General features: G+C 62.7%; 22 protein-coding genes and 1 pseudogene. 10 read left to right on the top strand and 13 right to left on the bottom strand.

The window, feature by feature from the left end; translation table 11 throughout:
* Window positions 1–36: 36 nt before the first annotated feature.
* Window positions 37–810: a fumarylacetoacetate hydrolase family protein gene (locus P1L41_RS17530; RefSeq protein WP_276298740.1), complete on the bottom strand. Its 774-nt coding sequence runs from the start codon at window positions 808–810 to the stop codon at window positions 37–39.
* Window positions 811–905: 95 nt separating this feature from the next.
* Between P1L41_RS17530 and P1L41_RS17525 the strand changes: the two genes are divergently transcribed.
* The gene (locus P1L41_RS17525) at window positions 906–1361 is read left to right on the top strand and encodes a universal stress protein (RefSeq protein ID WP_276298739.1); all 456 of its coding nucleotides are present in this window, start codon (window positions 906–908) and stop codon (window positions 1359–1361) included.
* Between the two features lie 7 nt (window positions 1362–1368).
* On the opposite strand, the gene P1L41_RS17520 is transcribed toward P1L41_RS17525, so the two are convergent.
* Together P1L41_RS17520 and P1L41_RS17515 are read right to left on the bottom strand one after the other, a co-directional pair.
* Window positions 1369–2658 (bottom strand): LVIVD repeat-containing protein, encoded by a 1290-nt coding sequence (locus P1L41_RS17520; RefSeq protein WP_276298738.1) that lies wholly within the window; start codon window positions 2656–2658, stop codon window positions 1369–1371.
* Between the two features lie 113 nt (window positions 2659–2771).
* The gene (locus P1L41_RS17515) at window positions 2772–3746 is read right to left on the bottom strand and encodes an NAD(P)-dependent oxidoreductase (RefSeq protein ID WP_276298737.1); all 975 of its coding nucleotides are present in this window, start codon (window positions 3744–3746) and stop codon (window positions 2772–2774) included.
* A 122-nt stretch (window positions 3747–3868) separates the two neighbouring features.
* On the opposite strand from P1L41_RS17515, the gene P1L41_RS17510 reads away from it, so the two are divergent.
* A complete protein-coding gene (locus P1L41_RS17510) occupies window positions 3869–5443 on the top strand; it encodes a phytoene desaturase family protein (protein WP_276298736.1) in 1575 nt (524 codons plus the stop codon).
* Between the two features lie 123 nt (window positions 5444–5566).
* Window positions 5567–5701 (top strand): hypothetical protein, encoded by a 135-nt coding sequence (locus P1L41_RS17505; protein WP_276298735.1) that lies wholly within the window; start codon window positions 5567–5569, stop codon window positions 5699–5701.
* 88 nt (window positions 5702–5789) lie between these two features.
* On the opposite strand, the gene P1L41_RS17500 is transcribed toward P1L41_RS17505, so the two are convergent.
* From P1L41_RS17500 to P1L41_RS17480, 5 genes are all read right to left on the bottom strand, one after another.
* Entirely contained in the window at window positions 5790–6719 is a 930-nt protein-coding gene (locus tag P1L41_RS17500; RefSeq protein WP_276298734.1) for an ABC transporter permease, read from the bottom strand.
* Between the two features lie 5 nt (window positions 6720–6724).
* The gene (locus tag P1L41_RS17495) at window positions 6725–7738 is read right to left on the bottom strand and encodes an ABC transporter permease (RefSeq protein ID WP_276298733.1); all 1014 of its coding nucleotides are present in this window, start codon (window positions 7736–7738) and stop codon (window positions 6725–6727) included.
* Window positions 7739–7826: 88 nt separating this feature from the next.
* Window positions 7827–9200 carry an ABC transporter ATP-binding protein gene (locus P1L41_RS17490; RefSeq protein WP_276298732.1) on the bottom strand — a complete coding sequence of 458 codons (1374 nt, stop codon included), beginning with the start codon at window positions 9198–9200 and terminating at the stop codon, window positions 7827–7829.
* Window positions 9193–10497, bottom strand: coding sequence for an ABC transporter ATP-binding protein (locus P1L41_RS17485; protein WP_276298731.1), 1305 nt, complete (start codon window positions 10495–10497; stop codon window positions 9193–9195). The genes P1L41_RS17490 and P1L41_RS17485 overlap by 8 nt, the downstream gene beginning before the upstream one ends.
* A 180-nt stretch (window positions 10498–10677) precedes the next feature.
* Complete coding sequence (locus P1L41_RS17480) at window positions 10678–12522, bottom strand: ABC transporter substrate-binding protein (RefSeq protein ID WP_276298730.1); 1845 nt, start codon at window positions 12520–12522, stop codon at window positions 10678–10680.
* Between the two features lie 187 nt (window positions 12523–12709).
* On the opposite strand from P1L41_RS17480, the gene P1L41_RS17475 reads away from it, so the two are divergent.
* Window positions 12710–13252, top strand: a complete 543-nt coding sequence (locus tag P1L41_RS17475) for an OsmC family protein (protein ID WP_276298729.1) — start codon at window positions 12710–12712, stop codon at window positions 13250–13252.
* Between the two features lie 160 nt (window positions 13253–13412).
* On the opposite strand, the gene P1L41_RS17470 is transcribed toward P1L41_RS17475, so the two are convergent.
* The 5 genes from P1L41_RS17470 to P1L41_RS17450 form a co-directional block, all read right to left on the bottom strand.
* Window positions 13413–14762 carry an amidohydrolase family protein gene (locus P1L41_RS17470; protein WP_276298728.1) on the bottom strand — a complete coding sequence of 450 codons (1350 nt, stop codon included), beginning with the start codon at window positions 14760–14762 and terminating at the stop codon, window positions 13413–13415.
* 116 nt (window positions 14763–14878) lie between these two features.
* Complete coding sequence (locus P1L41_RS17465; RefSeq protein ID WP_276298727.1) at window positions 14879–15832, bottom strand: substrate-binding domain-containing protein; 954 nt, start codon at window positions 15830–15832, stop codon at window positions 14879–14881.
* A 346-nt stretch (window positions 15833–16178) separates the two neighbouring features.
* A complete protein-coding gene (locus tag P1L41_RS17460) occupies window positions 16179–17003 on the bottom strand; it encodes an ABC transporter permease (RefSeq protein ID WP_276298726.1) in 825 nt (274 codons plus the stop codon).
* Window positions 16993–17787, bottom strand: a complete 795-nt coding sequence (locus P1L41_RS17455; RefSeq protein WP_276298725.1) for an ABC transporter ATP-binding protein — start codon at window positions 17785–17787, stop codon at window positions 16993–16995. Before P1L41_RS17455 ends, P1L41_RS17460 begins: the two co-directional genes overlap by 11 nt.
* Before the next feature lie 2 nt (window positions 17788–17789).
* On the bottom strand, window positions 17790–18605 hold the full coding sequence (locus P1L41_RS17450; RefSeq protein ID WP_276298724.1) for an ABC transporter permease: 816 nt from the start codon (window positions 18603–18605) through the stop codon (window positions 17790–17792).
* Between the two features lie 328 nt (window positions 18606–18933).
* Here P1L41_RS17450 and P1L41_RS18700 point away from each other — a divergent pair.
* The 6 genes and pseudogenes from P1L41_RS18700 to P1L41_RS17425 all read left to right on the top strand — a co-directional run.
* Window positions 18934–18990, top strand: a pseudogene (locus tag P1L41_RS18700) (twin-arginine translocation signal domain-containing protein); the annotation flags it as partial.
* A gap of 12 nt (window positions 18991–19002) precedes the next feature.
* Window positions 19003–20130: a substrate-binding domain-containing protein gene (locus tag P1L41_RS17445; RefSeq protein WP_419181094.1), complete on the top strand. Its 1128-nt coding sequence runs from the start codon at window positions 19003–19005 to the stop codon at window positions 20128–20130.
* A gap of 89 nt (window positions 20131–20219) precedes the next feature.
* Complete coding sequence (locus P1L41_RS17440) at window positions 20220–20726, top strand: OsmC family protein (RefSeq protein ID WP_276298722.1); 507 nt, start codon at window positions 20220–20222, stop codon at window positions 20724–20726.
* 118 nt (window positions 20727–20844) lie between these two features.
* Window positions 20845–21333 carry a cupin domain-containing protein gene (locus P1L41_RS17435; RefSeq protein ID WP_276298721.1) on the top strand — a complete coding sequence of 163 codons (489 nt, stop codon included), beginning with the start codon at window positions 20845–20847 and terminating at the stop codon, window positions 21331–21333.
* A 64-nt stretch (window positions 21334–21397) separates the two neighbouring features.
* Window positions 21398–22468: a Gfo/Idh/MocA family protein gene (locus P1L41_RS17430; protein WP_276298720.1), complete on the top strand. Its 1071-nt coding sequence runs from the start codon at window positions 21398–21400 to the stop codon at window positions 22466–22468.
* Window positions 22469–22475: 7 nt separating this feature from the next.
* The gene (locus P1L41_RS17425) at window positions 22476–22871 is read left to right on the top strand and encodes a cupin domain-containing protein (RefSeq protein WP_276298719.1); all 396 of its coding nucleotides are present in this window, start codon (window positions 22476–22478) and stop codon (window positions 22869–22871) included.
* Window positions 22872–22937: the final 66 nt, after the last annotated feature.

Here is a 22937-nt window from a genome sequence, read left to right as displayed (position 1 = left end):
GCCGACCGCGACTACCCGTCGCGATGACGCGTCCGATTACTGGTCCGGCATGAAGTCGTGTTCGACGGTCCCCTCGAACTCGCTCGCGACGACGTCGTGTTCGAGCACGCCGATGCCCTCGATCTCGACTTCGACGGTGTCGCCGTCCGAGAGAGGGCTGACGCCGGCGGGCGTCCCCGTCGCGATGACGTCGCCCTCTTCGAGCGTGATGAGCGACGTCACTTCGGCGATGAGCTCCTCGATGCCGAAGATGAGGTTGTCGATAGTCGACTCCTGCTTGGTCTCGCCGTTCACGCGGAGCTCGATGGCCGCGTCGTCAGCGACGTGCTCCGGGTCTGCGACCACGGGGCCGATGGGCGCCGCGTTGTCGAAGGACTTCCCTCGGACCCAGTTCTGCTCGTTCCGCTGGTCGTCACGGTTCGAGATGTCGTTGACGCAGGTGAATCCGGCGACGACGTCCATCGCGTCGTCGGGCTGGACGTGCCGGCACTGTTCACCGATGACCACGCCGAGCTCCGCTTCGTGGTCGATTCGCTCCTTCTCTGGCGGAAGCGTGACCTCCGCGCTGTGGTGCGAGAGCGTGTTGGGTGTCTTCAGGAACAGGAGCGGCCGGTCCGGAACGTCGGAGTCTGTCTCTTCGGCGTGGTCCGAGTAGTTGAGGCCGACACAGACGATCTTCGACGGTTCGACGGGAGGCAGGACAGTGACCTCGTCAGCGTCGTACGTCTCGCCGCTGAAGGTGATTTCGCCGTCGTCCCACTCGCCGGTTCGGACTGTACCCGCGGGGTCCATGAATCGTGCTTTTCGCATAGGCGATTCGATGACGAACGGGTGTAAAAAACTTTGGGACGCGCCGGTCCTCGCGGGCCGGGGACTTTTTAGTAGTTGCCGGGGAAAGTCCTTGTATGCGCAAAGCACTGGTGGTAGTCGATGCGGCAGATGGCGTAGACCGAATCATGCGAGAAGCGGCCGAACACGCGGTCGGGGTCGACGGCTCGCTCGTCCTGTTGCACGTCACGACCGACGACGAGTTCGAGGACAACCAGGACGCGATGACAGAGGTCACCGGGATGGAAGGCGGTACGTACGACGTCTCACAGGCCTCGGAAGGCGCTCGACAGTTCGCCGACGACCTCGCGGACAAGGTGCTCCGGAACATCGACGTCGAGTACGAGACCGTCGGGAAGGTCGGTAACAAGTTCGAGAACATCATGCAGGCCGCGCAGGACTACGACTGCGACCACATCTACATGGCTGGGCGAAAGCGCTCGCCGAGTGGAAAGGCCATCTTCGGCGACACGGCACAGCGGGTCATCCTCAACTTCGACAACCCCGTGACCGTCCTGACGCGAGACCAGTAGGCCTCGCTCAGAAGTACTCCGATTCCAGCACGAACAGCCCCTGCTGGGGGTCCGTACAGTAGATGTAGCCGCGGTCGTCGACCACGACGTCCTCGAATGTCGAGACGAGTCCCGTCCCCGGTCGCGGCGTGCCGACGCGCGACTCGGGGTTTGCTGCGACGTAGTGACCGACCTCGGACGGCTGGAGCGGGTCCGAGATGTCGAACAGCCGGAGGCCGGCGTTGAAGTAGGACATGACGACGTACTCGTCTGTCTGCAATCGGGCCGACTCACCGCGGGCGTGGTGCTGGTTGTGGGGTCCGAAGCGACCGGGGCGCTCGTAGTACGAGTCGTAGGGCGCGTCCGACTCAGGCGTCGGTAGCGGGAACGAACTGACGATTCTCGGCCCGACCTGACGCTTCCCGTCGAAGTGCGGGTCCTCGACCTCGGAGATGTCCACGAGGACGACGTAGTTCACCGGTTCACCGCCCTCGCGCTCGAACGGCGTCCCCTCGTTGATCGCCTCGGTGTTGACGACCATGAGGTCCCGGCCCGGGACTGGAATCGCGGAGTGCGTCCCGAGCCAGCTTCCGAAGTCGCCGAAGTCGAGCCGCCCGAGCAACTCGGGGTCGGTCTCGTCAGAGATGTCGAGAATCAGTGCCCCGACGCTGCCGTAACTCAGATAGAGCCGGTCACCGCGACGGTAGGCGGGACCGTGGGCGTAGTAGCGCTCGTCGGCCGTCTCGTGTGGCGCCTGTCCTGGCCACCACCACTGCGCGACCTCCTCGGGCTTGGTCGGGTCCGAGATGTCGACGACGGTGAGACACTTCCCCTCGAACCCGTCGAGGCCGGCACACATGTACATGTAGTCCCCGCCGGTGTAGAAATTCCGATGGGTCCCGTCCCCGTCGAGTTCGTACTGTCCGAGGAGCGTCGGGTCAGTCGGGTCAGACTCGACGTCCCACACGTAGGCCCCTGCCTCGTAGGGGTCTGCGGGGTCGTAGTCCGGCAGTCCGTACTCCGTCGTATTGACGGGGTCGCGAATCCGCGGCGATTCGAGCGACGTCACCATCAACCCGTCGGCCACCTGGACCTGCAGCGTGAAGGTGTTCTTCGGCCCCTCGATGTGCCGGACAAATTCCGGGTCCGTCGGGTCGGTCACGTCGAGAATCGACCAGCCGCTGGTCCAGAAGTCGGCCAGATAGAGGTACCGTCGGTCGCCGACGACCTGCTGTGCGATTTTGAACGCCGGTCGGCCGTCGAGGTCGTGGAACCCCACGAACGACACTCCGCGCTGTTCGATCGGTTCGCCTACCATGGCACTTCGTAGCGGGAACGAGCACATAAATGTGTGTGCGGACCGTCGGGTCGTGTCAACGCGGGGTATCGGCGTGTGACCGACGGGGGGGTCCCGCAGTCGGGGACGAGCGATTACCTGACGCGGTGGACCGGTTCGTCGCCTTCGAAGACGTTCCGGATGTTGCGAGCGGTGAGCGAACTGATCTCTCCCATCGCTTCCTCGGTCTTTCCACCGATGTGCGGCGTGAACGTCACCCGGTCGTCCGAGAGCAGCGTGTCGTACGGCTCCCCGGCAGACGGTGGTTCCGACTCGAGCACGTCGAGCGCGGCGCCGCCAATCTCGTCGGCCGCGAGCGCGTCGGCCAGGGCGGCTTCGTCGACGATGCCACCGCGCGCGGTGTTGATGATGCAGGCGTCAGAATTCATCGCTTCCAGCTCCGACTCGCCGATGAGGCCGCGCGTCCCCTCCGTAAGCGGGAGGTGCACCGTGACGAAGTCAGAGCGCGACAGGAGGTCGTCGAGGTCGGCCACGTCCTCGACCCCGTACTCCTCCTCGAACGCCGAACGGTCGGCCATGTCGTGGGACAGATAGGTGAGGTCGAACCCCTGGGTCCGTTTCACGACCGTCTGGCCGATCTCCCCGAGCCCGATGATACCGATAGTCTTCTCGGCGAGCTCGCGGCCGATGTCGCCGCCCCACTGCCGGTCTCTGACAGTGGCATCGCCGGCAACGAGGTCCCGGTAGTAGTTGAGCATGTGCAGGACGACGAGTTCGGCGACGCCGTTGGCGTTCGCCCCCGGTGCGTTGGCGACGACGACGTCGCGCTCCTCTGCGACGTCGAGGTCGATGTTGTCCACGCCGGTTCCGTGCTTGGCGATAATCTCGAGGTTCGGCGCGCGGTCGAACACCGCCTCGTCGATCTCGGTGTAGCCGACGATCCACGCGTTGACGTCCTCGAGGTGGTCGAACAGGACGTCTCTGTCGGCGGCTTCGTCACGGCTCAACTCGACGAACTCACAGCCGCAGTCGCGGAGGAGCTGCTTGCTCGCTTCAGAGTACCGTCCGAACATCGGCGTCGAGACGAGTACAGTCTTGTCTGAATCCATGTGATGACTCATCGGCCCCCTTCTCGGTGATTCGACTTAGTGACACTGGTTCCCTCGGCCGTCCGAACCCCCTCGTGACAGGTACCTTTATTACTCGATTTCGCGCATAACAGACCATTGCCATGCCAACACACGACATCGTAGTGGCCGGTGGTGGACACAACAGTCTGACGACCGCGGCGTACGCCGCTCGTGCTGGGTACGACGTCGCCGTCGTCGAGGCCAACGAGGTCGTCGGCGGGAACACTCGAACCCAGGAACACACCGTTCCGGGGCTGAAACAGGACACCTGCTCGACCGCCCACAACCTTATCCAGGCGAGTCCGACCCTCAAGGAGGACGAATTGGGGCTGTTGAGCGACTACGGGTTGACGTACCTGCACCCGGACCCGGTGCTGACGGTCCCGTTCGACGACGGGACAAGTATCACCATGTGGCAGGACCGGGAGAAGACGGCCGAGCAGTTCGCGAAGTTCTCCGAGGCCGACGCCGAGGCGTATCTCCAGTTGCTCGACGACTACAAGGAGGTCGCGCCACACTACACCCGCGCTCGATACCAGGCGCCAAAGGAGGGGAGCGTGCAGGACGAAATCGCGAACGCACCGAACGGCGACGAGTGGGTCCGCCGGAGTCTCGAGAGCCCGAAGGATATCATCGAGCGTCGCTTCGAGCACGAGAAGAGCCGGGCGTTCATCGCGTACCTGGCCGCACTGACCGTCCAGCCAATAGAACGTGTCGGCGGAGGCCTGCGGGCGTTCTCGCTGGCCTACGGCCGCCAGAAGAACTCCTGGGTCCTCCCCGAGGGCGGCTCCGGCGAACTTCCGCGGGCGCTGATGGACTGCATCGAGGACCACGGCGGGACGATATACGCCGGCCACCCGGTCGAGGAGATCGAGGTCACCGACGGCCGGGCGACGGCGGTGAAGACTGCAGACGGGACCCGCTTCGAGGCGCGCGACGCGCTCGTCTCGACCATCCACGTCAAACACCTGGTCAAGGTGCTCCCCGACGAGGCCGTCCCGGATGACTTCCGGCGGGGCGTCGAGAACTGGAAGGCCGGAATCGCTTTCTTCGCGGCCCACTTCGCTGTCGAGGAACCACCCGCGTACGAGACCGAAGAGGGCCCACAGCAGTGTGTGGCGATGGGGACTGCCAGCAGCGTCGAGAGTCTCATCGAAGGCAGTCGCGCGTTCCACCGCGGTGAACTGCCACTCGACGACCCCTTTATCCTCTCGCTTTCGCCTACTATCGCCGACGAGACCCGACGGGCGGAGGGACTCCACTCGTACAAGCTGGTGAGCGAACTGCCCTACGAGCTCGCGCGGGACGAGTCGTGGGACGATATCAAGGAGGACGTCACCGAGCAACTGCTCGACCGAGTCCGGGAGTTCGCGCCGAACCTCACGGAGGACAAGGTCGTCGACGTCAGTATCCACTCGCCGGTCGACTACGAGCGGTTGAACCCCCACTGCTGGCACGGGACCTGCCACGGCGGCGACTACACGCCCGAGCAGTACGGTGACCGCCGCCCAGTGAAGGGGTACGAGAACTATCGCGGGCCGGTCGAGGGGCTCTACATGACCGGTGCCTGCACGTGGCCGGGCGGCAGTGTGAGTGCCGCTCCGGGTCGGAACTGCGCGGTTGCACTCTTAGAAGACCTCGGCCCCGGTATCGAGGCCGGCATCCGCTCCGACTGATCCGTCTCTCGAACCGGTGACGGGCAGTGGCCCTGTCCGTCCCGCGGTTTCTCCGTTGCCCAACCCCTGACTGCCTGGACGGACGCGCGAAACGTTTACACTCTCCGCGGCGCTCTGTACTGTATGGAAATCCTGCAGATCATTTCTCTGGTCGGCTCGATAGTGCTCCTGGTCGGACTGTTCAGGGCACACAAGTACGTCGTCCGAACGCGCCTGCTCCCCAACCTCGAAGAGGAGCACTTCGACGACGAGGAGTAACGAGCGGCCAGGGAGTACGCGACCGACTGGTCGACGTGTTCGAACTGGAAAAACGGAACTGCGTGACCGAACGAAACGTTTTCTCGCGTTATTCGACCTGCGTACGCGGGTCCAGGACGTCCCGGAGGCCGTCGCCGATGATGTTCCACCCGAACGCCCACAGGAAGATGGCGAAGCCGGGGAAGAACGAACCCCACCAGCGACCGGCGAGCAGCCCCTGCTGGCCCTGCGAGACGAGCACGCCCCACTCGGCCAGGCCAGGCGGTGCGAGTCCGATGAACGAGACGGACGCGGCGATGAGGACGACTTTCCCGAAGTACAGCGTCGACTGGACGAAGATCGGCGGGATGGCGTTGGGGATGACCTCCCGGAGGAAGATGACCCGGTGTCCGTCACCGACGACTTTCGCCGCCTCGATGTACTCCTCGTTTTTCACGTGGATGACCTCGCCGCGCATGATGCGGGCGTAGGTCCCCCACAGCATCGTCGAGAGCCCGATGATGATGTTCGGAATCGACGGGCCGAGCGCCGTGACGACGGCGATAGCCCAGACGAGGGCGGGGATGGAGATCATCGCGTCGACGACGCGCATGATGACTTCGTCGACCCAGCCGCCGACGTAGCCGGCGATGCCGCCGAGGGCGCAGCCGACGATGGTGGTCGAGAGGACGACGGTGAGGGAGATCGCGATGGTCAGTCGCGACCCCCACACGATGCCGTACAGCAGGTCGCCACCGGTCTCAGTCGTCCCGAGGAGGTAGCCGTCTGTCAACGGCGGCTGGCGCAGCGCCTCGAAGTTCCGGGGCATCTGGTACGGGTCGTTCCCGGTGGCCGGTTCGAGGATCGGCGCCAGTATCGCCAGCAGGAAGAACGAGAAGACGATGATCATCCCGGCCACCGTCAACGGGTTCTCCAGCATGTCGAGCAGGACGCGCCGGAACCGCTCGTAACGCATCCGGGCTTTGCGTTCGTTCGGGAAGACGTTCCAAACCGCCGATGGGATATCTGGTGCTGACATGATTCTTACTCACCTAATTCGATCCGCGGGTCGAGGTATGCGTACAGTACGTCCACAGAGAGGTTCAACGATAGCGTGACGAAGGATATCAACAGGATGAACCCCATAATCGACGCGAAGTCCCCGGAGGTAGCGGCCTGCGCCACCCAGTTGCCGAGTCCAGGCCAACCGAAGACCAGCTCGACGACGATGATCCCCCGCATCAGGAAGATGAAGCTGAGGCCGGCGACGGTTATCGTCGGAATCAACGCGTTGCGGCGGATGTGCTTCGCGAACACGGTCCCCTCGCGGAGGCCGCGCGACCGAGCCGCGTTGACGTACTCCTCGTCTTTCTTCTCGATGATTTCAGACCGGAGGTGACGGGTGATCACGGCGGACTCCGCGTACCCGATGACGAGCGCCGGGAGTATGAGGTGCCACAGCGCGTCCTGAAGCGCCGCGACGTTCATCGCGATTATCGCGTCGAGGACGTAGAACCCCGTCGGGTGGGGGATGCTGGTCCAGATCTCCGTCGTCGCCCGGCCGATGGGGAACAGGCCGAGCGTGACGTAGCCGAAGAAGATCAGGAGCAGCGCGGCCCAGAACTGGGGCGTCGACATCCCACCGACCGCCAGCCCGCGCGAGATGTGGTCGACCCACGTGTCGGAGTAGCGGCCGGCGAGGGTGCCCAGCGTCAGGCTGATCGCCAGCGCGAAGACGATTCCGACGAGGGCCAGTTCGAAGCTGGCCGCCGCCCGGGTGATCATCGCGTCGAGCACCGGCGACCCGGCGGCGCTCGACCAGCCCAGATCACCGCGGAGTACGCCCTGTACCCAGTAGAAGTACTGGACGTACAGCGGATCGTTGAGGTGGTACAGCTCTCGGAGCGTCTCGATCTGCTCCTGTGAGCTGAGCCGGGACGCGTACATGGCAATCGGCGACCCTGCGATCCGGGTCAGCGCGAAGGTCACGATACTGATGAGGATGATCGTCGGGACGAAGATAATCAGCCTCCGTATCGCGTAGTCTTTTATCTCCATGATTATAGTCCACAAACCGCATTGAATTAAAATTGACGCCTTTGTCCGGCCATTTTTGGGGTCGAACGGGGGTCGAGTGGTGACCGACTCAGTCGTAGAGGTAGCAGGAGACCTCGTGTCCGGGGTCGTCCTCCGTGAGCGTCGGCGGATCGATCTGGGTGAACGACACGTCGACGCTGTTTCCGTTCTGTCTGAGGTCGGTCATCGCCTCGAACAGCACGGGCTGGTGCGGTCCGAGCGCGTCGGTCTCACCTCGAAGGTGCGAGAGGAACTCGTCCGGCGACTTGCTGAACTTGAACGTCGTGTCGAATCCGTCGTTCTCGATGTCGTCGAGTGCCTCCCAGATGGCGCCCACGGCATCGTGTTGCTCTTTGCGCCGCTTGATGAGGTTGTACAGGTCCCGACCGCTCCAGCCACAGAACTTCTCTGCCTTGTGGCATCGGGTGTGGAACCGGCACCCGGTCGGCGGCTCTTCCGGGTCAGGGACGTCGCCGGCGAGCTCTATCGTCTGGTCGGACTCGATGGACGGGCTCGAGGAGAGGAGCGCCTCCGTGTACGGGTGTTTCGCCCGCTCGAACAGGTCATCGTTGTTCGCTTTCTCGGCGATGCGGCCGAGATACATCACGTACACCCGGTCCGACAGGTGCCTGATGACCGAGAGGTCGTGCGAGATACAGAGGTACGTGAGTTCCAGTTCGTCCTGCAGACGGTTGAGCAGGTTGAGGATCTGGGCCTGGACGCTCACGTCCAGCGCGCTCGTCGGTTCGTCGAGCACGACGAACTCCGGGTTGGTGGCGATGGCGCGCGCGATGGCGACGCGCTGTTTCTGTCCGCCCGAGAGCTGGTGGGGGTACCGATACAGGAAGTCCGCACCCAGCCCGACGCGTTCGAGCAGTTCGACCACTTCCTCGTCCAGCTCGTCGCCTTTGAGGTCGGTGTGGAGTTCGAGCGGCCGGCTCACCGTGTCCCGGATGAGCTTCCGCGGGTTCAGCGACCCGCTCGGGTTCTGGAAGACGAACTGCGCGTTGCGTCGGAACTCTTTCGCGGTCTTGCCCTTCATCCGCCCGACGGCGTACTCCGATCGGAGCGATTCGAGTCGGTTCTCTTCCTCGGACGTCCGCTCGTCGGCCGATTTCGCCTCCAGGTCCGCGACTTCGTCTGCGTCCTCCCGTGGGACGTCGAAGTAGAGCGTCCCGTCGGTCGGTTCGTCGAGCCCCACGAGGAGTCGACCGAGCGTCGACTTCCCACAGCCCGACTCCCCGACGAGTCCCAGGGTCTCGCCCCGCGTGATGCGGAAGTCGACCCCGTCGACGGCTCTCACGTCGCCCACGTGGCGCTTCAGCGCCCCACCCGTGATCGGGTAGTACCGTCTGATTCCGTGCCCTTGCATGACGACGTGCTCGGTCCCGTCGCGTTCGGCGAGGAGCCCCTCCGTCGTCACGACTTCTTCTGCCTTACTCATCGGACTCACCTCCGTTGGGCCGCTCTAGGGTCCCCCTTCGGGCGCCCTCGAGGTTCTCGCCGTCCGGTGGATAGAGGTGGCAGGCGACCTTGTGGCCGGGCGTCTCCTCGACCAGCTCCGGTTCGACGTCGGCGCAGTGGTCGAGCACCTCGGGACAGCGGGTACAGAACCGACATCCCTCCGGCGGGTTCGTCAGGTCCGGGATGGACCCTTCGATCCCCGTGAGGTCCTTGCCGACCTTCTCCTTGGTCGGGATGGATTCGATGAGTCCCCACGTGTACGGGTGGAGTGGGTCTTCGTACATCGACTCGACGGGCCCGGTTTCCGCGACTTCGCCGGCGTACATCACGACGACCCGGTCGGCGATGTCCTCGACGAGCGAGAGGTCGTGGGTGATGTAGAGGAAACTCGTGTTGAACGTCTCCTGGAGGTCCTCCATCAGGCTCAGGATGCGGGTCTGGATGGTCACGTCGAGCGCCGTCGTCGGCTCGTCGGCTATCAGCAGGTCGGGTTCGGCGACGAGCGCCATCGCGATCATGATGCGCTGTTGCTGGCCGCCGGACAGCTCGTGCGGGTAGTTCTTGAGGACGTCCTCGGGATTCGGAATCTGGGTCTGTTCGAGGATGTCGACGATCCGTTCGTGGACCAGCTCGTCGATCCGGTCGCGGTACTTCCGCAGCGGGGGAATCGAGGCGATAATCCGCTCGAAGCGTGCGAGTGACGGCGAGGCGTAGGCTTTGAAGATGCGGTTCATCAGCCGGCCGGTCTCCTCCGGTGGGAGGCCCGCCTCCACCAGAATCTCCTTGCCGTGGTTGACGAGGACGCTCTCGGCGATCTGGGTCTTGATCCGAAGCGACGGGTTCAGCCCCTCCGCCGGGTCCTGGAACACCATCGCGATCCGGTCGCTCCGGATGTGGTGCATCTCTTCGGTGTTCATCGAGAGCAGGTCCTGGAAGGCGTTCCCCGTCTCGTAGCAGTCGGAGCAGCCACTTCCGCCACACGACGAACACGTCTGCTCGGACCGGAGCAGTACCTGGCCGTTGACGTACCGGCCGGGCGGCGTCGGCACCAGTTTCGTGAACGAGCGGGCTGTCACCGACTTGCCACACCCCGTCTCGCCGACCAGCGCGACCGTCTCTCCCTCGTAGATGTCGAACGAGACACCGTCGAGTGCTTTCACGGTTCCCCTGTCAGTGTCGAAGTGGAGTTGGAGGTTCTCCACCCGCGCCAACAGCGGCTTCTCCTCTTCGCTTGTGTCGGGCACCTCTTGTGACCCGACCTGTGATCCGGAGCTCATAGTATACTTAGGTTTATTGATGATCGATTATCGCGTACGTCCGATTCAAGACCGGTCGACAAAGTAGTTTTGATGTGGTATCTCATACCGCGCGTCACCGCAAGAACATTTTTGATGCGTTTCTGCGTCGATTATCTCCTCCCACGAACGGGTGGGGTGAGGGCCTGCCAGCGCCGGGGCTTAGCAGTTAGAGTTGTCCCAGTGCTTGAAGTGCGGACGGGTCCACGCGTTGACCCAGGTCGTCTCGAGGCAGGACCGGTGCGGGAAGACTTCCTGTGGCGCGTAGCCGAAGGCGTTCGGGGCCTCCTCGTACCAGAGCGTCTGGAGCTCGGAGAACTGCTCGATACGAGCGTCCTGGTCGGTCTCGGTCTCCGTCATGTCGATGAGCTCGGGGATCCGCGAGCTGATAGCCTCGGGGATGCCCGTCCGCGACCCCATGTCGCCTTCGGGGTGGGCGAAGAACTTGTAGTACGGCGTCGGGTCGGTCCCGATGGGCAGCAGGCCGTGGACCTCAGCTGGCCAGCCCGGCGGGTCCGCGGAGTGGCGCTCGACGGCCCGGCTCTCGGGCTCGCTGATGGTGTTGATGTTGATGCGGTTGTTCAGGCCCTCGAGGGTGTCCTTGATGAGGAGGTTGAGGCGCTCGAACTCCGAGATGTTCTCGTTGTGGAGCGTGACGGTGAACCCTTCCTCCCAGTAGCCGGCCTCGCGGAAGAGCTCCTCGACCATCGCTTCGTCGTAGTTGAACTGCGGTGCTTCGGGGTCGAAGCCGAACGTCCCCGGAACGTGGGGACCGTTCGTCCGGCCACCGTACCCGCCGAGGACGTTCTCGATGTGGACGTCCCACGGGATGGCGTGGGCGAAGGCTTTCCGGACGTTGGTGTCCGCGAAGAAGTCATCCGGAATCGTGTCGTCGCCGGCGATCTGCTGGACGTCGTCACGGCCGTACGGGATGTTGGCGTTGAAGTTGATTCCGCCGGGGTTGATCTGGGTCCCGCTCAGAATCTCGACGTTGTCGAGCCCCTCGACTTCGGTCTGGTCACCAACGCTGATGTAGATGTAGTCGACGTCACCACGCGAGAGCTGGGAGACGCGTGAGGAGGTGTCGCCGACGAACTCCTGTCGGACGCTGGGGACGCCGGACTCGCCCCAGTACTCGGTGTGCTCGTTCCACGCGATCGAGTTCGGCGTGCTCTCGCCGAGCACGTACGGCCCGCTCCCGGCGCTGTTCTGGGCGACCCACTCGTTGGGCTGGCCCTCGGAGACGCCGCCGTTGGCCTCGACGGCCGCCTGGCTCATGATGGCCGCTGCCGGGTTCGTGACGACACTGCTCAGGAAGATCGGCGTCGTCGGCCGGTTGAGCGTCACCCGGAAGGTGTAGTCGTCGACGACCTCCATCGAATCGATGGTGCCGCTGAGGGAGCTTGCACCCGGTGCCAGCCCCATCGTCATCGACCGTTCCCACGAGAACATGACGTCCTCGGCGGTCATCTCCTCGCCGTCGTGGAACATCACGCCCTCGCGCAGCGGGAACTCGATGGTCTGACCGCCGTTGGTGATTAGCCCGTTCTCGCTCGAGGGGACCTCTGTGGCGAGCGCTGGGCCGAGTGCGACGGGTTCACTCCCGACGTCGTAGTAGACGAGCGTCTCGTACCCCTGCTCGGGATATGCGTACGACGCGTTGGTGTTTGTCGGGTCGATGGCGTGCGGGTCCAGCGTCGGTGGGCGTTCGGGGTCCGCGAACACCATCGTGTTGCCGCCGGAGCCGCCATCACCGCCGTCGCCACCGTCGCCGCCGTCCCCGCCGTCGCCACCGGAACCGCCGTCCCCGCCGGAACCGCCGTCCCCGCCGGAACCGCCGTCCCCGGAGCCGCCGTCTCCACCGGAGCCGCCGTCCCCGCCACAGCCAGCGAGGAACGTTGCGCCAGCGGTACCCATTGCACCGAGCACCGACCGTCGGCGTAATTTGCGGTTGGAGTCGCCTGTGTTGTTCGATTCGCCGCGATGGTTGTTGTCACCGTCTGACATAGAGTACTGGTATCGCCCATAATATATAAGGTTTTATTATTATGAGGTACTGTCCGGCTTCGCCGTCACCGATTTACGGGTTCACCAGGCTCTATTCCCTCTCAGAACTGACATTGGGTCCCCCGGTTGGGCGAGTGTCCCGCGAACTACCCAAACCTATTTTTTCTCGCGCGCTGTCGGGGAAGCCATGTCCGATAGACAGAGCCAGCAGTACCCGTGGGATGGGCCGGAGGACGACGTAATCGCGGAGGAGGGCGACGAACTGTCCGAGGGACCGCGAGCGACGATGCTGGCATCGAACGACCGGACGAACTTCGTCCGGACGCAGAATCGCGAATACAACCACACGATGTTCACGGACGAGCCGCCGGACCTCGGGCACTCGTTCAAGAAAGGCGGCCGCGGCGAGGCCCCGAGCGCGTTCGACTACCTCATCGCCGCCGGCATGGGATGCCAGGTGAACACGCTCGAACAGATGCTCCACAAGGCCCGCATCGAGGACTACGAGATCGAGGCCGAGTGTACGGGCTTCACCGTCCTCCGGGACAACGTCAAGCGCATCCAGAAACTCGAACTCGCGATAACGCTCCGGGTCCCCGAGGCCAAGGAGTCCCAGGGGAGCCGCTGCCTCGACGTGTACGAACAGGGGTGTGTGGTCGGTGAGACGCTCAAGCGCGGGATGGACTTCCAGGTCGAGAAGGAACTCGAGCTCGACGACTCGGTCGCCTGAACGCCGCGGTTCTCAGCGCCCGTCGTGTTCTACCATCGCTCTTGTTGGAACAGTATAGTACGCATCCGGCCACTAAGCATGGTTGATCGGTCCGAACCGTTGCGCTTCGGACCACGCCTTGACACTCACCAAATTTCCAGCGTCCACGATAACGCGCTCCTTAGTCGTCGGATTCCGCCGCGCTGACGAGTCGTTCGCCTGACGCGACGAGGTCGTCGAGGCGCTCTGCAAACAGTGATGTGGTAAGCTCACCGTCGGCCTTGAGCAGCTCGCCGTCGACGAAAACGTTATCGACGTTCGCTGGTTCGGCGTGGAGGACCACTGTCGCGAAGGGGTCGTGAACAGGTGCTGTGTTGACATCGTCGGTCCGGATTGTGATGACGTCAGCTCGCTTGCCCGGCGTGAGGGACCCGACCTCTTCGTGGAGGCGGAGGGCGCGTGCCCCTTCGATAGTGGCCGCCTCAAGGACATCTCGGCAGTCCATCGGGAGTGACTCGAGCGGTTCCCCACGGTCGATAGCTTCGGCGTTGTCGAGGCCGCGTTGCGTCTGGAGCGCGAACCGCATCGGCGTGAACATGTCGCTCCCGATGTCTGAGACGACGTCCGAACCGAGGACGAGACGACCACCCGCCTCGAACATCTTTCCAGTCGCGGGCAGGCCGTGCCCCATCTGCATCTCCACTTCCGGCGTCGTCGAGAGAGAGACGCCTTCCTCCGCGAGGATGTCGTACATATCCTCGGAGAGATGGTTCGCGTGGACGAAGTTGACGTCTGGACCGAGGAGTCCATCGTCGGCCATCTTTGGAACGTCGTGGTCAGATGGTCCCTCGTATGCTGCGACCCCGATGTGCATCGATACCGGGACTCCAAGTTCACGGGCGAGCTCGATGTCGTGGGTCGTCACCTCGTACGTCGACTGGTCGGGACCGCGGATTGCCAGTCCCATGGTGACGCGGCCGTCGTTCGCCGGCATCCGCTCTTCGTGCATCCGCTGGGCGTCCTCGGGATGGGTCAGTGTACTGTTCCCGAACCACTCGTCCCCGTTTATTCCGGGGGTCCCGTAGCAGTATACGCCACGAATCCCAGAGTCGATAAGCGCGTCGACGGCTCGGTCTGCGTGGTCGGGTGTGTTGATAACGTGGCACCAGTCCAAGACCGACGTGACGCCGGCATTCAGCTGTTCGAGGGCCCCGAACAGGTTTCCGAGGTAGACGTCTTCGGGCTCGTAGTACTCTCGGTACGTCCCCAGCATCTTCGCGAAGTAGTCACCGAGCGTCCAGTCGCCGGCAACCCCACGGACGCCGGTCTGAAAGAGATGCGCATGTGAGTTGACGAGGCCCGGCAGCACGAGCCGGTCGCTGGCATCGATTACCTCGGCACCAGACCGGTCAAGGTCGTGCCCAACAGCGGCAATTGTTCCGTCTTCGATCAGGAGGTCTGCGTCCTCCAGGACCCCGTGGTCGGGGTCCATCGTGAGTATCGTTCCGTCAGTGAGTAGTGTTCGTGTCATCGGATATCGTCTTGATAGTGAGGTCGTTTGTCTCTCGATTCGGTGTGTCGTGTGGGTCTGCCTCGTAGTCAAAGCCGTCCACAGGGGGACGACGCAGGCGACCTACGAGAGTCTTGCTACAGTTTCGCGTAGGTCACGAGGTCCTGCCAGTTCTCGGGCGCCTGGCCCACCTCCACAGCGTTGTTCATGAACTGCTCGTTCATCGCGAGCCACTCGTCGTCTATGTACGGGTCGTCGTGGTATATCGGCGTGTCCGTCTCGTATGCCGAGGGGATGTCCTTGTAATCCGCGGTGAGGTGCCACTTTGTGATGTACTCGGCCACCTCGGGGTCTTCGACTCCGAATTGCTCCATGTACGTCGAGTTCCCGGGGATGTCATCAACACCGGATTCGTAGAACCAGTCTGTACCCCGGTTCCACGCGCGTACAGCGGCCTCGACGGCCGGACGGTGGTTCTCCATGAACTCGTCCGTCACGACGGTGTTGATGAGCGGAGCGATCCCGAGATCTCGCTTCGAAATCTCATCTGAGCCGTAGAACAAATCAACGAATTCGCCGCTCATCAGCTCCTCACCGCTCCCGTGAGCAGGCGAGTTCGCGGCCATGACAATCTCGCCTTCTTTCATCAGCTCGGGGAGCGCACCCGGATTCGCCTCGACGACGTTGAAATCCCCGTCCTCCGGCTGGAGGGCCTTCCCCCAGATCTCGCTCATCAGGATCTGATCGATCGGGATGTGTCCAGCCGACCACCCGAGGATGCCGATTCTGGCATCGTCTTCGACGATTTTATCGAGCGTCTCCTGCTGGCCGCCGGTCTGGCTCGGCGCGTACTCACTGTCCGCCGGCAGTACCATCCCGATGTTGTCCGTCATCATCTTCGCGGCGACAGTCAAATTCATATCCCGCTGATTCGCCAGGCGAGCCGCCTCGATTGTCGACACGTCGAAGGCGATCTGCGTCTGTCCGGATGCGAAGAGGGCGGGCCCTTCGAACGTCCACTGTACGTTGTATTCGTAGCCTGCCGCGCTCATCTCTTCCTCGATGATTCCTTCTTCTTCCGCGTAGGCCAATGGTGGAATGTTGACAGGGAATGACGTGATACCCACCGTCTCCAGTGACTCACCCGAACTGCCACTCGATGCTCCATCTCCCCCGTCACTGTCTCCGCCACCATCCCCGCCACTATCCCCACCTCCGCTACCGCCACCGTCGCTACTCGCTCCATCGCTTTGACCTCCACTACCGCCGTCTGATTCGTTGCTTGAACAGCCCGCGAGTAGCCCTGCGATGCCGGCAGCCCCTGCTCCTTTGAGGTATTGTCGTCGTTTCATTGTCGGAACGGTAAGTATATCGATAAGATTACATAATAAACATTTCGGTGAAATATGGTCCTAACCGCTGAATCGAACGATTGAGTCAGGCCAAGAGCTGGAAGTCTGCGTCTTGGCGGTACTCGAAGACCTTGCGTTCGAGCGGTTTGAAGAAGCCGTATTCGATGATGAGGATGACTATCAGGAACAGCACCGCCCAGGCCCACGCTTCCTCGAACCGGTAGAGCTGGTAGGTCTGCATAATCTTGTAGCCGACTCCCTTGCTGCCGGCGAAGATCTCGACAACGGTGACGACTTTCCACGAGAGGGCGAGCCCGAACCGCATCGCAGTGAAGAGCGACGGAGCCGCGTTCGGGATAACGACTCGTCGGAGGATTCGGAACACACTGACGTCGAACGCCTTACTCATCTCGATGTAGTCGGATTCGAGGCTCTCGACGCCTTTCCAGACGTTGATAGCGACGAACGGGAACACCGCGATTACCGTCGCGACGACGGGTGCGGTCGACCCGAAGCCGAAGATGAGCGTCGCCGCGGCCGCCAGTGCAACCGCCGGAACCGATAGCCCGGCGATGATGTAGGGGGTGCCGAACCGTTTGCTATAGTGGTTCACTCCCATTGCGACGCCGATGGCCCCGCCGACGATCATTGTCCCGACGAAGCTCAACAGCGTCAGCCAGAGAGTCCAGCCGATATGTGTGAACGCGGCCCCGGAAACCGTGATGTCCCACGCGAGCGAGAGTGTCTCTAGCGGGAACGGCATCAGGCGGTTCGGGAAGACCGACGCGAGCCATATCCAGGCACCCAGCCCGATGAGTATCCCGAACAGGCGGGCAGCCCAGCCTTGGTCTACCAGCCAGCCGATAGCCGGGACGTCGTCGATGATTCGTCGGCCCCGTTCAGTTGCCATCGTTCTCCACCGAGTAGAAGTGGTCGATCGCCTTTTGTCGGAACCGAAGGAACTCGTCGGAGTCGACCTCCCGTGGTCGCTCGAGCGGTACCTCCAGGTCACCGTACAGTTCGCCGCCACCGAGCATCAACATCCGGTCGGAGAGCTGAATCGCCTCCGTGATGTCGTGGGTGACGAAGAACACCGTCTTATTGAGCTGCTTCCAGATGTCGAGGAGCAGGTCTCTGAGTTCCTCGGCCGTAATCTCGTCGAGGGCGCTAAACGGCTCGTCCATCAGCAAAATCTCGGGGTCGATCGACAGCGCCCGAGCAATACCGACACGCTGGTTCTGTCCACCAGACAGCTGTGTCGGGTACTTGTCGTAGTGGTCAGACAGCCCGACGAGGTCAAGGTAGCGCTCAGCGAGTTCGCGACTGTAGTCCGGGTTGTTCTCGTGAACGAGCTCGATATTCTGGACGCACGTGTTCCACGGCAGCAGCCGCGGCGACTGGAACACGTGTCCCAGGGTGGCTTCGCCGGACCCGTCCTGTTTCTCGAAGCGGACCTGGCCTTCGGTCGGTTCGAGGACGTTGCTGATGATGTTGAGCATCGTGGACTTCCCCGAGCCGGAGCGACCGAGGAGGGTCACGAAGCTCCCCGGTTCGATGTCGACGTTGACGTTCTCGAAGACGCGCTCGCGACCCGCGCGGGTCTCGAACACTTTGCCGAGTTCCTCGATGTGTATCCAGCCGGCATCTCCTGTCTCTACGTCCAGTCTGTCGATTTGTGATTTTGAGGATGACATAATTACTCCCACCCGAGTGTCGCGTCCTGCCGCCATTCGAATACCCGTCGCTCTATCTGCCGTAAGACGCCGTACTCGAGGATTAGCATCAGAATGGTGAACATGATCGTCCACGCGAAGACGTCCGTCAACGACAACCGGTCCATCGCGAACCCGATCATGAAGCCGATACCCGACTCGGCGGCGACCAGTTCAGCCAGCGTCGTGATCTTCCAGGTCAACGAGAAGGAGTACCGAGCGCCACCGAACCACTGCGGGAGTACCGACTGAACGATTATCCGTCGGATTGACCGCTGTCGGGAGACTTCGAACGACGAAGCCATCTGCAGGAGGTCGTTGTCGATGTTCTTCACGCCCTCGTATACCTCTTGGGCCAGGTACGGGAACGAGATAGCGGCCGCGGCGACTGTCGGCGTAAGATCACTCACTCCGAACCACATCGCAGCGAAGATGACAACGAACAGGGACGGGAGCGCGAGACCGACGGTCACGTAATCTTGCAACGCCTTCTCCCAGAACCGATTCATTCCCGTCGCGACACCGACGACAGTTCCCACGACGAGGGTCAGCGCGAATCCGTACATCACCCTTGGAAGTGTCGCCGAGAGGTGCGTCCACCACAGCCCCGTCTCGTAGAGTTCGACGAGTGAGGCTGCGACCAGCGACGGCGACGAGACGGTTTCTGAGAGTCCGAAGACGTTGGCCAGGATGCTCCACAGGAGGAGGATGGCGACCATCGACTCGATAAATACGACCAGCCGGTTCTCCACCAGCGGCCGTGTCAGCCGCTCCAACCCGTACGATCGAGACGTACTCATGAGTGGTCACTCCCGTGGCCAGTACCCTGCTGACCGGTTATGTCGGGGTGTCTAAATTTGGTAGTCGCTCTCATGTCCTACACTCCCCACTCTTTCCCAGTCGTTAATAATTTACGATGAGGACGGTATTCGTGGACTCTCAGCCCCCAAGATACGCTACTAGCTGTTCGCATACAGCTTGTCGTCCACCGACCAGGCATACACACTGAGCGGCTGTAGTCGTCGACAGTCTTCGCCGGGGTCTTTATTTAAAAACAGTACACTTAGGGCGATATGTCATGTTAGAGAAACCCAAACATTTATGATTAATTACGAACGTTGAAGTTCTATGTCTCGAGACAGAGCAACGCAGTCCCGTAGGCGATTCCTCAAAGCAGCGGGTGTCAGCGCGGTAGCTATGAGCGCGGCCGGATGTTCCGGCTCCGACGGTGGAAGCGGTGACGGTGGCAGTGGTGGCGATGGAGGGAGTGGCGGCGATGGTGGAAGTAGCGGTGACGGTGGGAGCACGGGCGGCGGCGGCATGCAAGATATTACGGTCGGGATGGCGCCCGGTGGGTTCCAGGGAATGGTCGCCGACCACATCCTCGAGGACACCGATATCCTCCAGACCGAGATGGAGGAACGGGGGTACTCGGCGGAGATTCTCCGGTCGTGGGAGGAGACTGCGCTGTTCGCGTCGGGCGGCCCAGACTTCTCGTTCATGAGCGTCCTCGAGGCCACGCGGCTCTCGAGCGAGCGTGGAATGGACCTCGCCGCGTTCGGTCGCATCGCACCGATGTTCATGGGTTGGTGGGTCGAGAAAGGCGGTCCCTACGACCCTGTCGACATCGGTGGCGCACAAGCGACGATGGACAAGATAGTCAACGACGGCGCGAACGTCGGCATCGGGTCGTGGGCTGGCGGGCACGTCCCGGTCGACCAGATCGGAATCGGTGAAGCATACGATTACACGTTCTCCGAGGACGAGAACGAGTTCGAAACCGTGACTGCGGACTACATCGCCATCCCACAACTGGTACTCCAGGGCGACCTCGACGTCGGCAGCACCGCACCTATCTTCGGGGTGGCACTCCACCTCGACGACAACGGCGAACCACGCCACCGTGAGGTGTTCAACGGGGCCGGACTGCTCGACGAACTCGGTATTGGTGTGCCGCCGTTCAACAACTTCATCACGACCCAGGGGTTCATGGACGAGAACGAGGGCGCTGCCGAGGCGCTGCTCCACGCCTGGCATCAGGGGATGTCTTGGCTCAACGACGACCCGATGGGGCGCGTGATGGAGGACGAACAGGACCACTTCGAGCAAATCGGGGTCGAGAACGAAGCCCAAGCGCAGTACGTCATCGACTGGGGGGTCGACATGAACATGGACAACGACTACCCCTACAACTACGTCGACGTGGAGTACACCGACGATCGAGTCGAAGGCGAACGGAACTTCCTCGACCAGGCACAACAGCGCGGCTTCGTCCCCGAAGGTTGGGGCGACCGTCTCACGCACGTCCAGGTCCCACAAGAGTAACTCAGTCGACGTTCCGTTTTTTCGACCCACACTGTCCCGGAGCCACTGTTAAGTCATCACACTGTGACGGGCTAACTGGTGTCATACACATGAGCGACACAGCGGACGAAGACGTCCCGGACGAACTCATCGGTCACGACCACGCGATTCAACTCAGCCTCGAACACGGCGACCGTCCCGTGGACGGGCGGGTTCGCGACCACACGTTCAAGGTCGACGACTCGGAGACACTGCCGTACGGCGGGCACGACCTGGCGCCGTCAGCAGTCGACTACATGGTTATCGGGCTCGCCGGGTGCCAGCTCGCGGTCCTCTCGCAGGCGCTCCGGAAGGCCCGAATCGAGGACTTCGAGATAGAGATCGCCGCCATCCCGGACGCGTGGTGGCGCGAGGAGATTCCCGAAGACCTGCCGGAGAACCAGGTCAAGCGCATCGAGCACATCGAGGTGTCCGTCGACGTGACGGTCCCCGAAGAGTACGAGTCGCGCGCACAGCGGTGCCTCGACGTGTACGACGAGGGCTGTATCGTCGGGCAGAGCTTCAGGGCCGGTGTCGAGTACACACCCAACACGTCGCTGAGCCTGAAAGAGGACTAGTCGCGAGATTCGACTACGCGACCCTGGAGTGCTGTCGGCGACCTCGTGCGCAGCCGCAGCCAGGTAACCCCCACGTTCAGTGGGTTTTAAGTTGATGACCGGTGAATAATTATGACGTATGTCAGAGTCAAACGAGGTCATCGCCCACAGTGACCTGTCGAAATCGAAGCTCGACGCCGAGGACCTCGAACTCGGTGGCGAGGGAACGCGCGTCTACCACGAGTCCGACGTCGGCGAGATGGATAGCCTCCACGACGGCCGTCGCAAGACGGTCCTCATCAACGAGGGGCTCGTCCCCGCCGCCGGTGACCTCCTCATCGACGTCGTCGACTACGACCCAGGTGTCTCCTGCCCGGTCCACTATCACGACGGGACCGACCACTTCTTCTACATCCTCGAAGGCGAGGGTGTCCTCGAAGTAGAGGGCGAGGAGATCGAACTGTCGCAGGGCTCGGTCGCCTGGATCGGCGAGGGCGACAGCCATCGCCTGTTCGCGCGCGAGGGGCAGGAGGGCATGCGCGTGTTCGAGTACTTCTCGAACGGCGACCACGAGTCGGTGTTCGAAGACGAGGAGTGCAGCTGGTCGCCCGACAGCGTCGACGAGTAATCGCTTACTAGCAGTAAACATTTTATAATTGGCCGGTGTCGGCCGACCTGTTGGTTGATTCCACATGACAGACACAGTATCCGTCGCAGCGGTCGGACTTGGCCGCTGGGCGAACGTGCTAGCAGAGCAGTACACGAAACTTGACAATATCGACCTCGTTACGTGCTTCACGCGGACGGCAGAGACGCGCGAGGAGTTCGCCGAGGAGTGGGGGTGCGACGCTGAGGAGTCGCTCGACGCGGTGCTCGACCGCGACGACATCGACGCGCTCGTCATCACGGTCCCGAACGACTTCCACGCGGACGTCATCGAACAGGCCGCCGACGCCGGCAAGCACTGTTTCGTCGAGAAGCCGATCTCGATCAACGTCGCCGACGCCAAGCGGATCGAGGACGCCGTCGACCGGAACGACATCACCTTCCTCTGTGGACACAGCTGCCGTCGGGTCGGCGGCATCCGGAAGATGAAAGAGCTCATCGACGAGGAGGACGTGGGCCAGGTCTCGCACATCGAGGCCGAATGGGCGAACGAACGCGGCCTGGAGATCGGCCCGGACAACTGGCGCGGCGACCCCGAGAAGGCGCCCGGTGGCCCGCTCATCCAGCTCGGCGTCCACCAGATCGACAACCTCCAGTACCTGCTGGGCCCGGTCAAGCAGGTCTTCACCTTCGGCAAGCCGATGTACACCGAGGTCGAGAACATGACGATGACCCAGACGGTGCTGGAGTTCGAGGACGGCAAACAGGCGTACCTCGGCGCGAACTGGACCTCCCCTGGCGTCTTCTTCATCAACGTCTACGGCACCGAGGGCGTGATGTTCTACGACATGGACTTCAGCAACTGGTCGAACTCCGAGGACACCGACAAGAACTCCACGCTGGTCAAACGGGAGTTCGAGGAGTGGACCGACGACCCGGACAACCGGCAGCTCCGTGACGTCGACATCGAGATGCCCATCAACAACCACCTCCGCGACGAGTTCGACGAGTTCGCGCGTGCTATCACCGAAGACGACGTCGAACCGGAGATCGGAGCGCGCGCGGCGATGCGGAACGTGGCCGTCGTCAAGGCAGCCCAGACGTCTGCCCGCGAGAACCGCCCCGTGACCGTCGAGGAAATCATCGAGAACGCCTGATCCACCGATGCCGAAAGTCTCCCTCGATGACGTCACGGTCGACGACGCCCCATCACGGACCATCCAGGAAGTGGCGTCCGGGAAGGTGATGGACACCGACGAGACGACAGTCCGCATCGTCGAGAGTTATCCGTACAGCGAGACCGGCCCGCGCCACCCCCACAAACACGAGCACATGGAGGAGGTCATCCACGTCCTCTCGGGGAGCGGTCGCGCCTACGACGACGGGGAGATCTTCGACGTCGAGGCGGGCGATACGATTCTCTTCGAGTCCGGCCACTACCACATGATCGCAAACAACACCGACGAGATTCTGCGACTCGTCTGCGTATTCCCGCGAGCCGATATCACGCAGGACTTCGTCTACGACGACGAGAACACGTTCCCCGAAGACGAGCTGTAGGACGAAGGCAGACACCGTCCGTTTCGTCGCCTCTCCTATTCTTTCACACAACACGCGCGCTCACGT

Origin of the sequence: Haloarcula ordinaria (assembly GCF_029338275.1) — an archaeon.
Classification (GTDB): domain Archaea; phylum Halobacteriota; class Halobacteria; order Halobacteriales; family Haloarculaceae; genus Haloarcula; species Haloarcula ordinaria.
The sequence above is the reverse complement of the archived record's forward strand: the minus strand, read 5'-3'. Positions and strand labels throughout refer to the sequence as shown.

What these genes read in the sequence shown, in the direction of transcription:
- P1L41_RS17530 (WP_276298740.1), bottom strand. Translation starts at nt 810, where the DNA reads ATGCGAAAAGCACGATTCATGGACCCCGCGGGTACAGTCCGAACCGGC.
- P1L41_RS17525 (WP_276298739.1), top strand. Translation starts at nt 906, where the DNA reads ATGCGCAAAGCACTGGTGGTAGTCGATGCGGCAGATGGCGTAGACCGA.
- P1L41_RS17520 (WP_276298738.1), bottom strand. Translation starts at nt 2,658, where the DNA reads ATGGTAGGCGAACCGATCGAACAGCGCGGAGTGTCGTTCGTGGGGTTC.
- P1L41_RS17515 (WP_276298737.1), bottom strand. Translation starts at nt 3,746, where the DNA reads ATGGATTCAGACAAGACTGTACTCGTCTCGACGCCGATGTTCGGACGG.
- P1L41_RS17510 (WP_276298736.1), top strand. Translation starts at nt 3,869, where the DNA reads ATGCCAACACACGACATCGTAGTGGCCGGTGGTGGACACAACAGTCTG.
- P1L41_RS17505 (WP_276298735.1), top strand. Translation starts at nt 5,567, where the DNA reads ATGGAAATCCTGCAGATCATTTCTCTGGTCGGCTCGATAGTGCTCCTG.
- P1L41_RS17500 (WP_276298734.1), bottom strand. Translation starts at nt 6,719, where the DNA reads ATGTCAGCACCAGATATCCCATCGGCGGTTTGGAACGTCTTCCCGAAC.
- P1L41_RS17495 (WP_276298733.1), bottom strand. Translation starts at nt 7,738, where the DNA reads ATGGAGATAAAAGACTACGCGATACGGAGGCTGATTATCTTCGTCCCG.
- P1L41_RS17490 (WP_276298732.1), bottom strand. Translation starts at nt 9,200, where the DNA reads ATGAGTAAGGCAGAAGAAGTCGTGACGACGGAGGGGCTCCTCGCCGAA.
- P1L41_RS17485 (WP_276298731.1), bottom strand. Translation starts at nt 10,497, where the DNA reads ATGAGCTCCGGATCACAGGTCGGGTCACAAGAGGTGCCCGACACAAGC.
- P1L41_RS17480 (WP_276298730.1), bottom strand. Translation starts at nt 12,522, where the DNA reads ATGTCAGACGGTGACAACAACCATCGCGGCGAATCGAACAACACAGGC.
- P1L41_RS17475 (WP_276298729.1), top strand. Translation starts at nt 12,710, where the DNA reads ATGTCCGATAGACAGAGCCAGCAGTACCCGTGGGATGGGCCGGAGGAC.
- P1L41_RS17470 (WP_276298728.1), bottom strand. Translation starts at nt 14,762, where the DNA reads ATGACACGAACACTACTCACTGACGGAACGATACTCACGATGGACCCC.
- P1L41_RS17460 (WP_276298726.1), bottom strand. Translation starts at nt 17,003, where the DNA reads ATGGCAACTGAACGGGGCCGACGAATCATCGACGACGTCCCGGCTATC.
- P1L41_RS17455 (WP_276298725.1), bottom strand. Translation starts at nt 17,787, where the DNA reads ATGTCATCCTCAAAATCACAAATCGACAGACTGGACGTAGAGACAGGA.
- P1L41_RS17450 (WP_276298724.1), bottom strand. Translation starts at nt 18,605, where the DNA reads ATGAGTACGTCTCGATCGTACGGGTTGGAGCGGCTGACACGGCCGCTG.
- P1L41_RS17445 (WP_419181094.1), top strand. Translation starts at nt 19,003, where the DNA reads ATGAGCGCGGCCGGATGTTCCGGCTCCGACGGTGGAAGCGGTGACGGT.
- P1L41_RS17440 (WP_276298722.1), top strand. Translation starts at nt 20,220, where the DNA reads ATGAGCGACACAGCGGACGAAGACGTCCCGGACGAACTCATCGGTCAC.
- P1L41_RS17435 (WP_276298721.1), top strand. Translation starts at nt 20,845, where the DNA reads ATGTCAGAGTCAAACGAGGTCATCGCCCACAGTGACCTGTCGAAATCG.
- P1L41_RS17430 (WP_276298720.1), top strand. Translation starts at nt 21,398, where the DNA reads ATGACAGACACAGTATCCGTCGCAGCGGTCGGACTTGGCCGCTGGGCG.
- P1L41_RS17425 (WP_276298719.1), top strand. Translation starts at nt 22,476, where the DNA reads ATGCCGAAAGTCTCCCTCGATGACGTCACGGTCGACGACGCCCCATCA.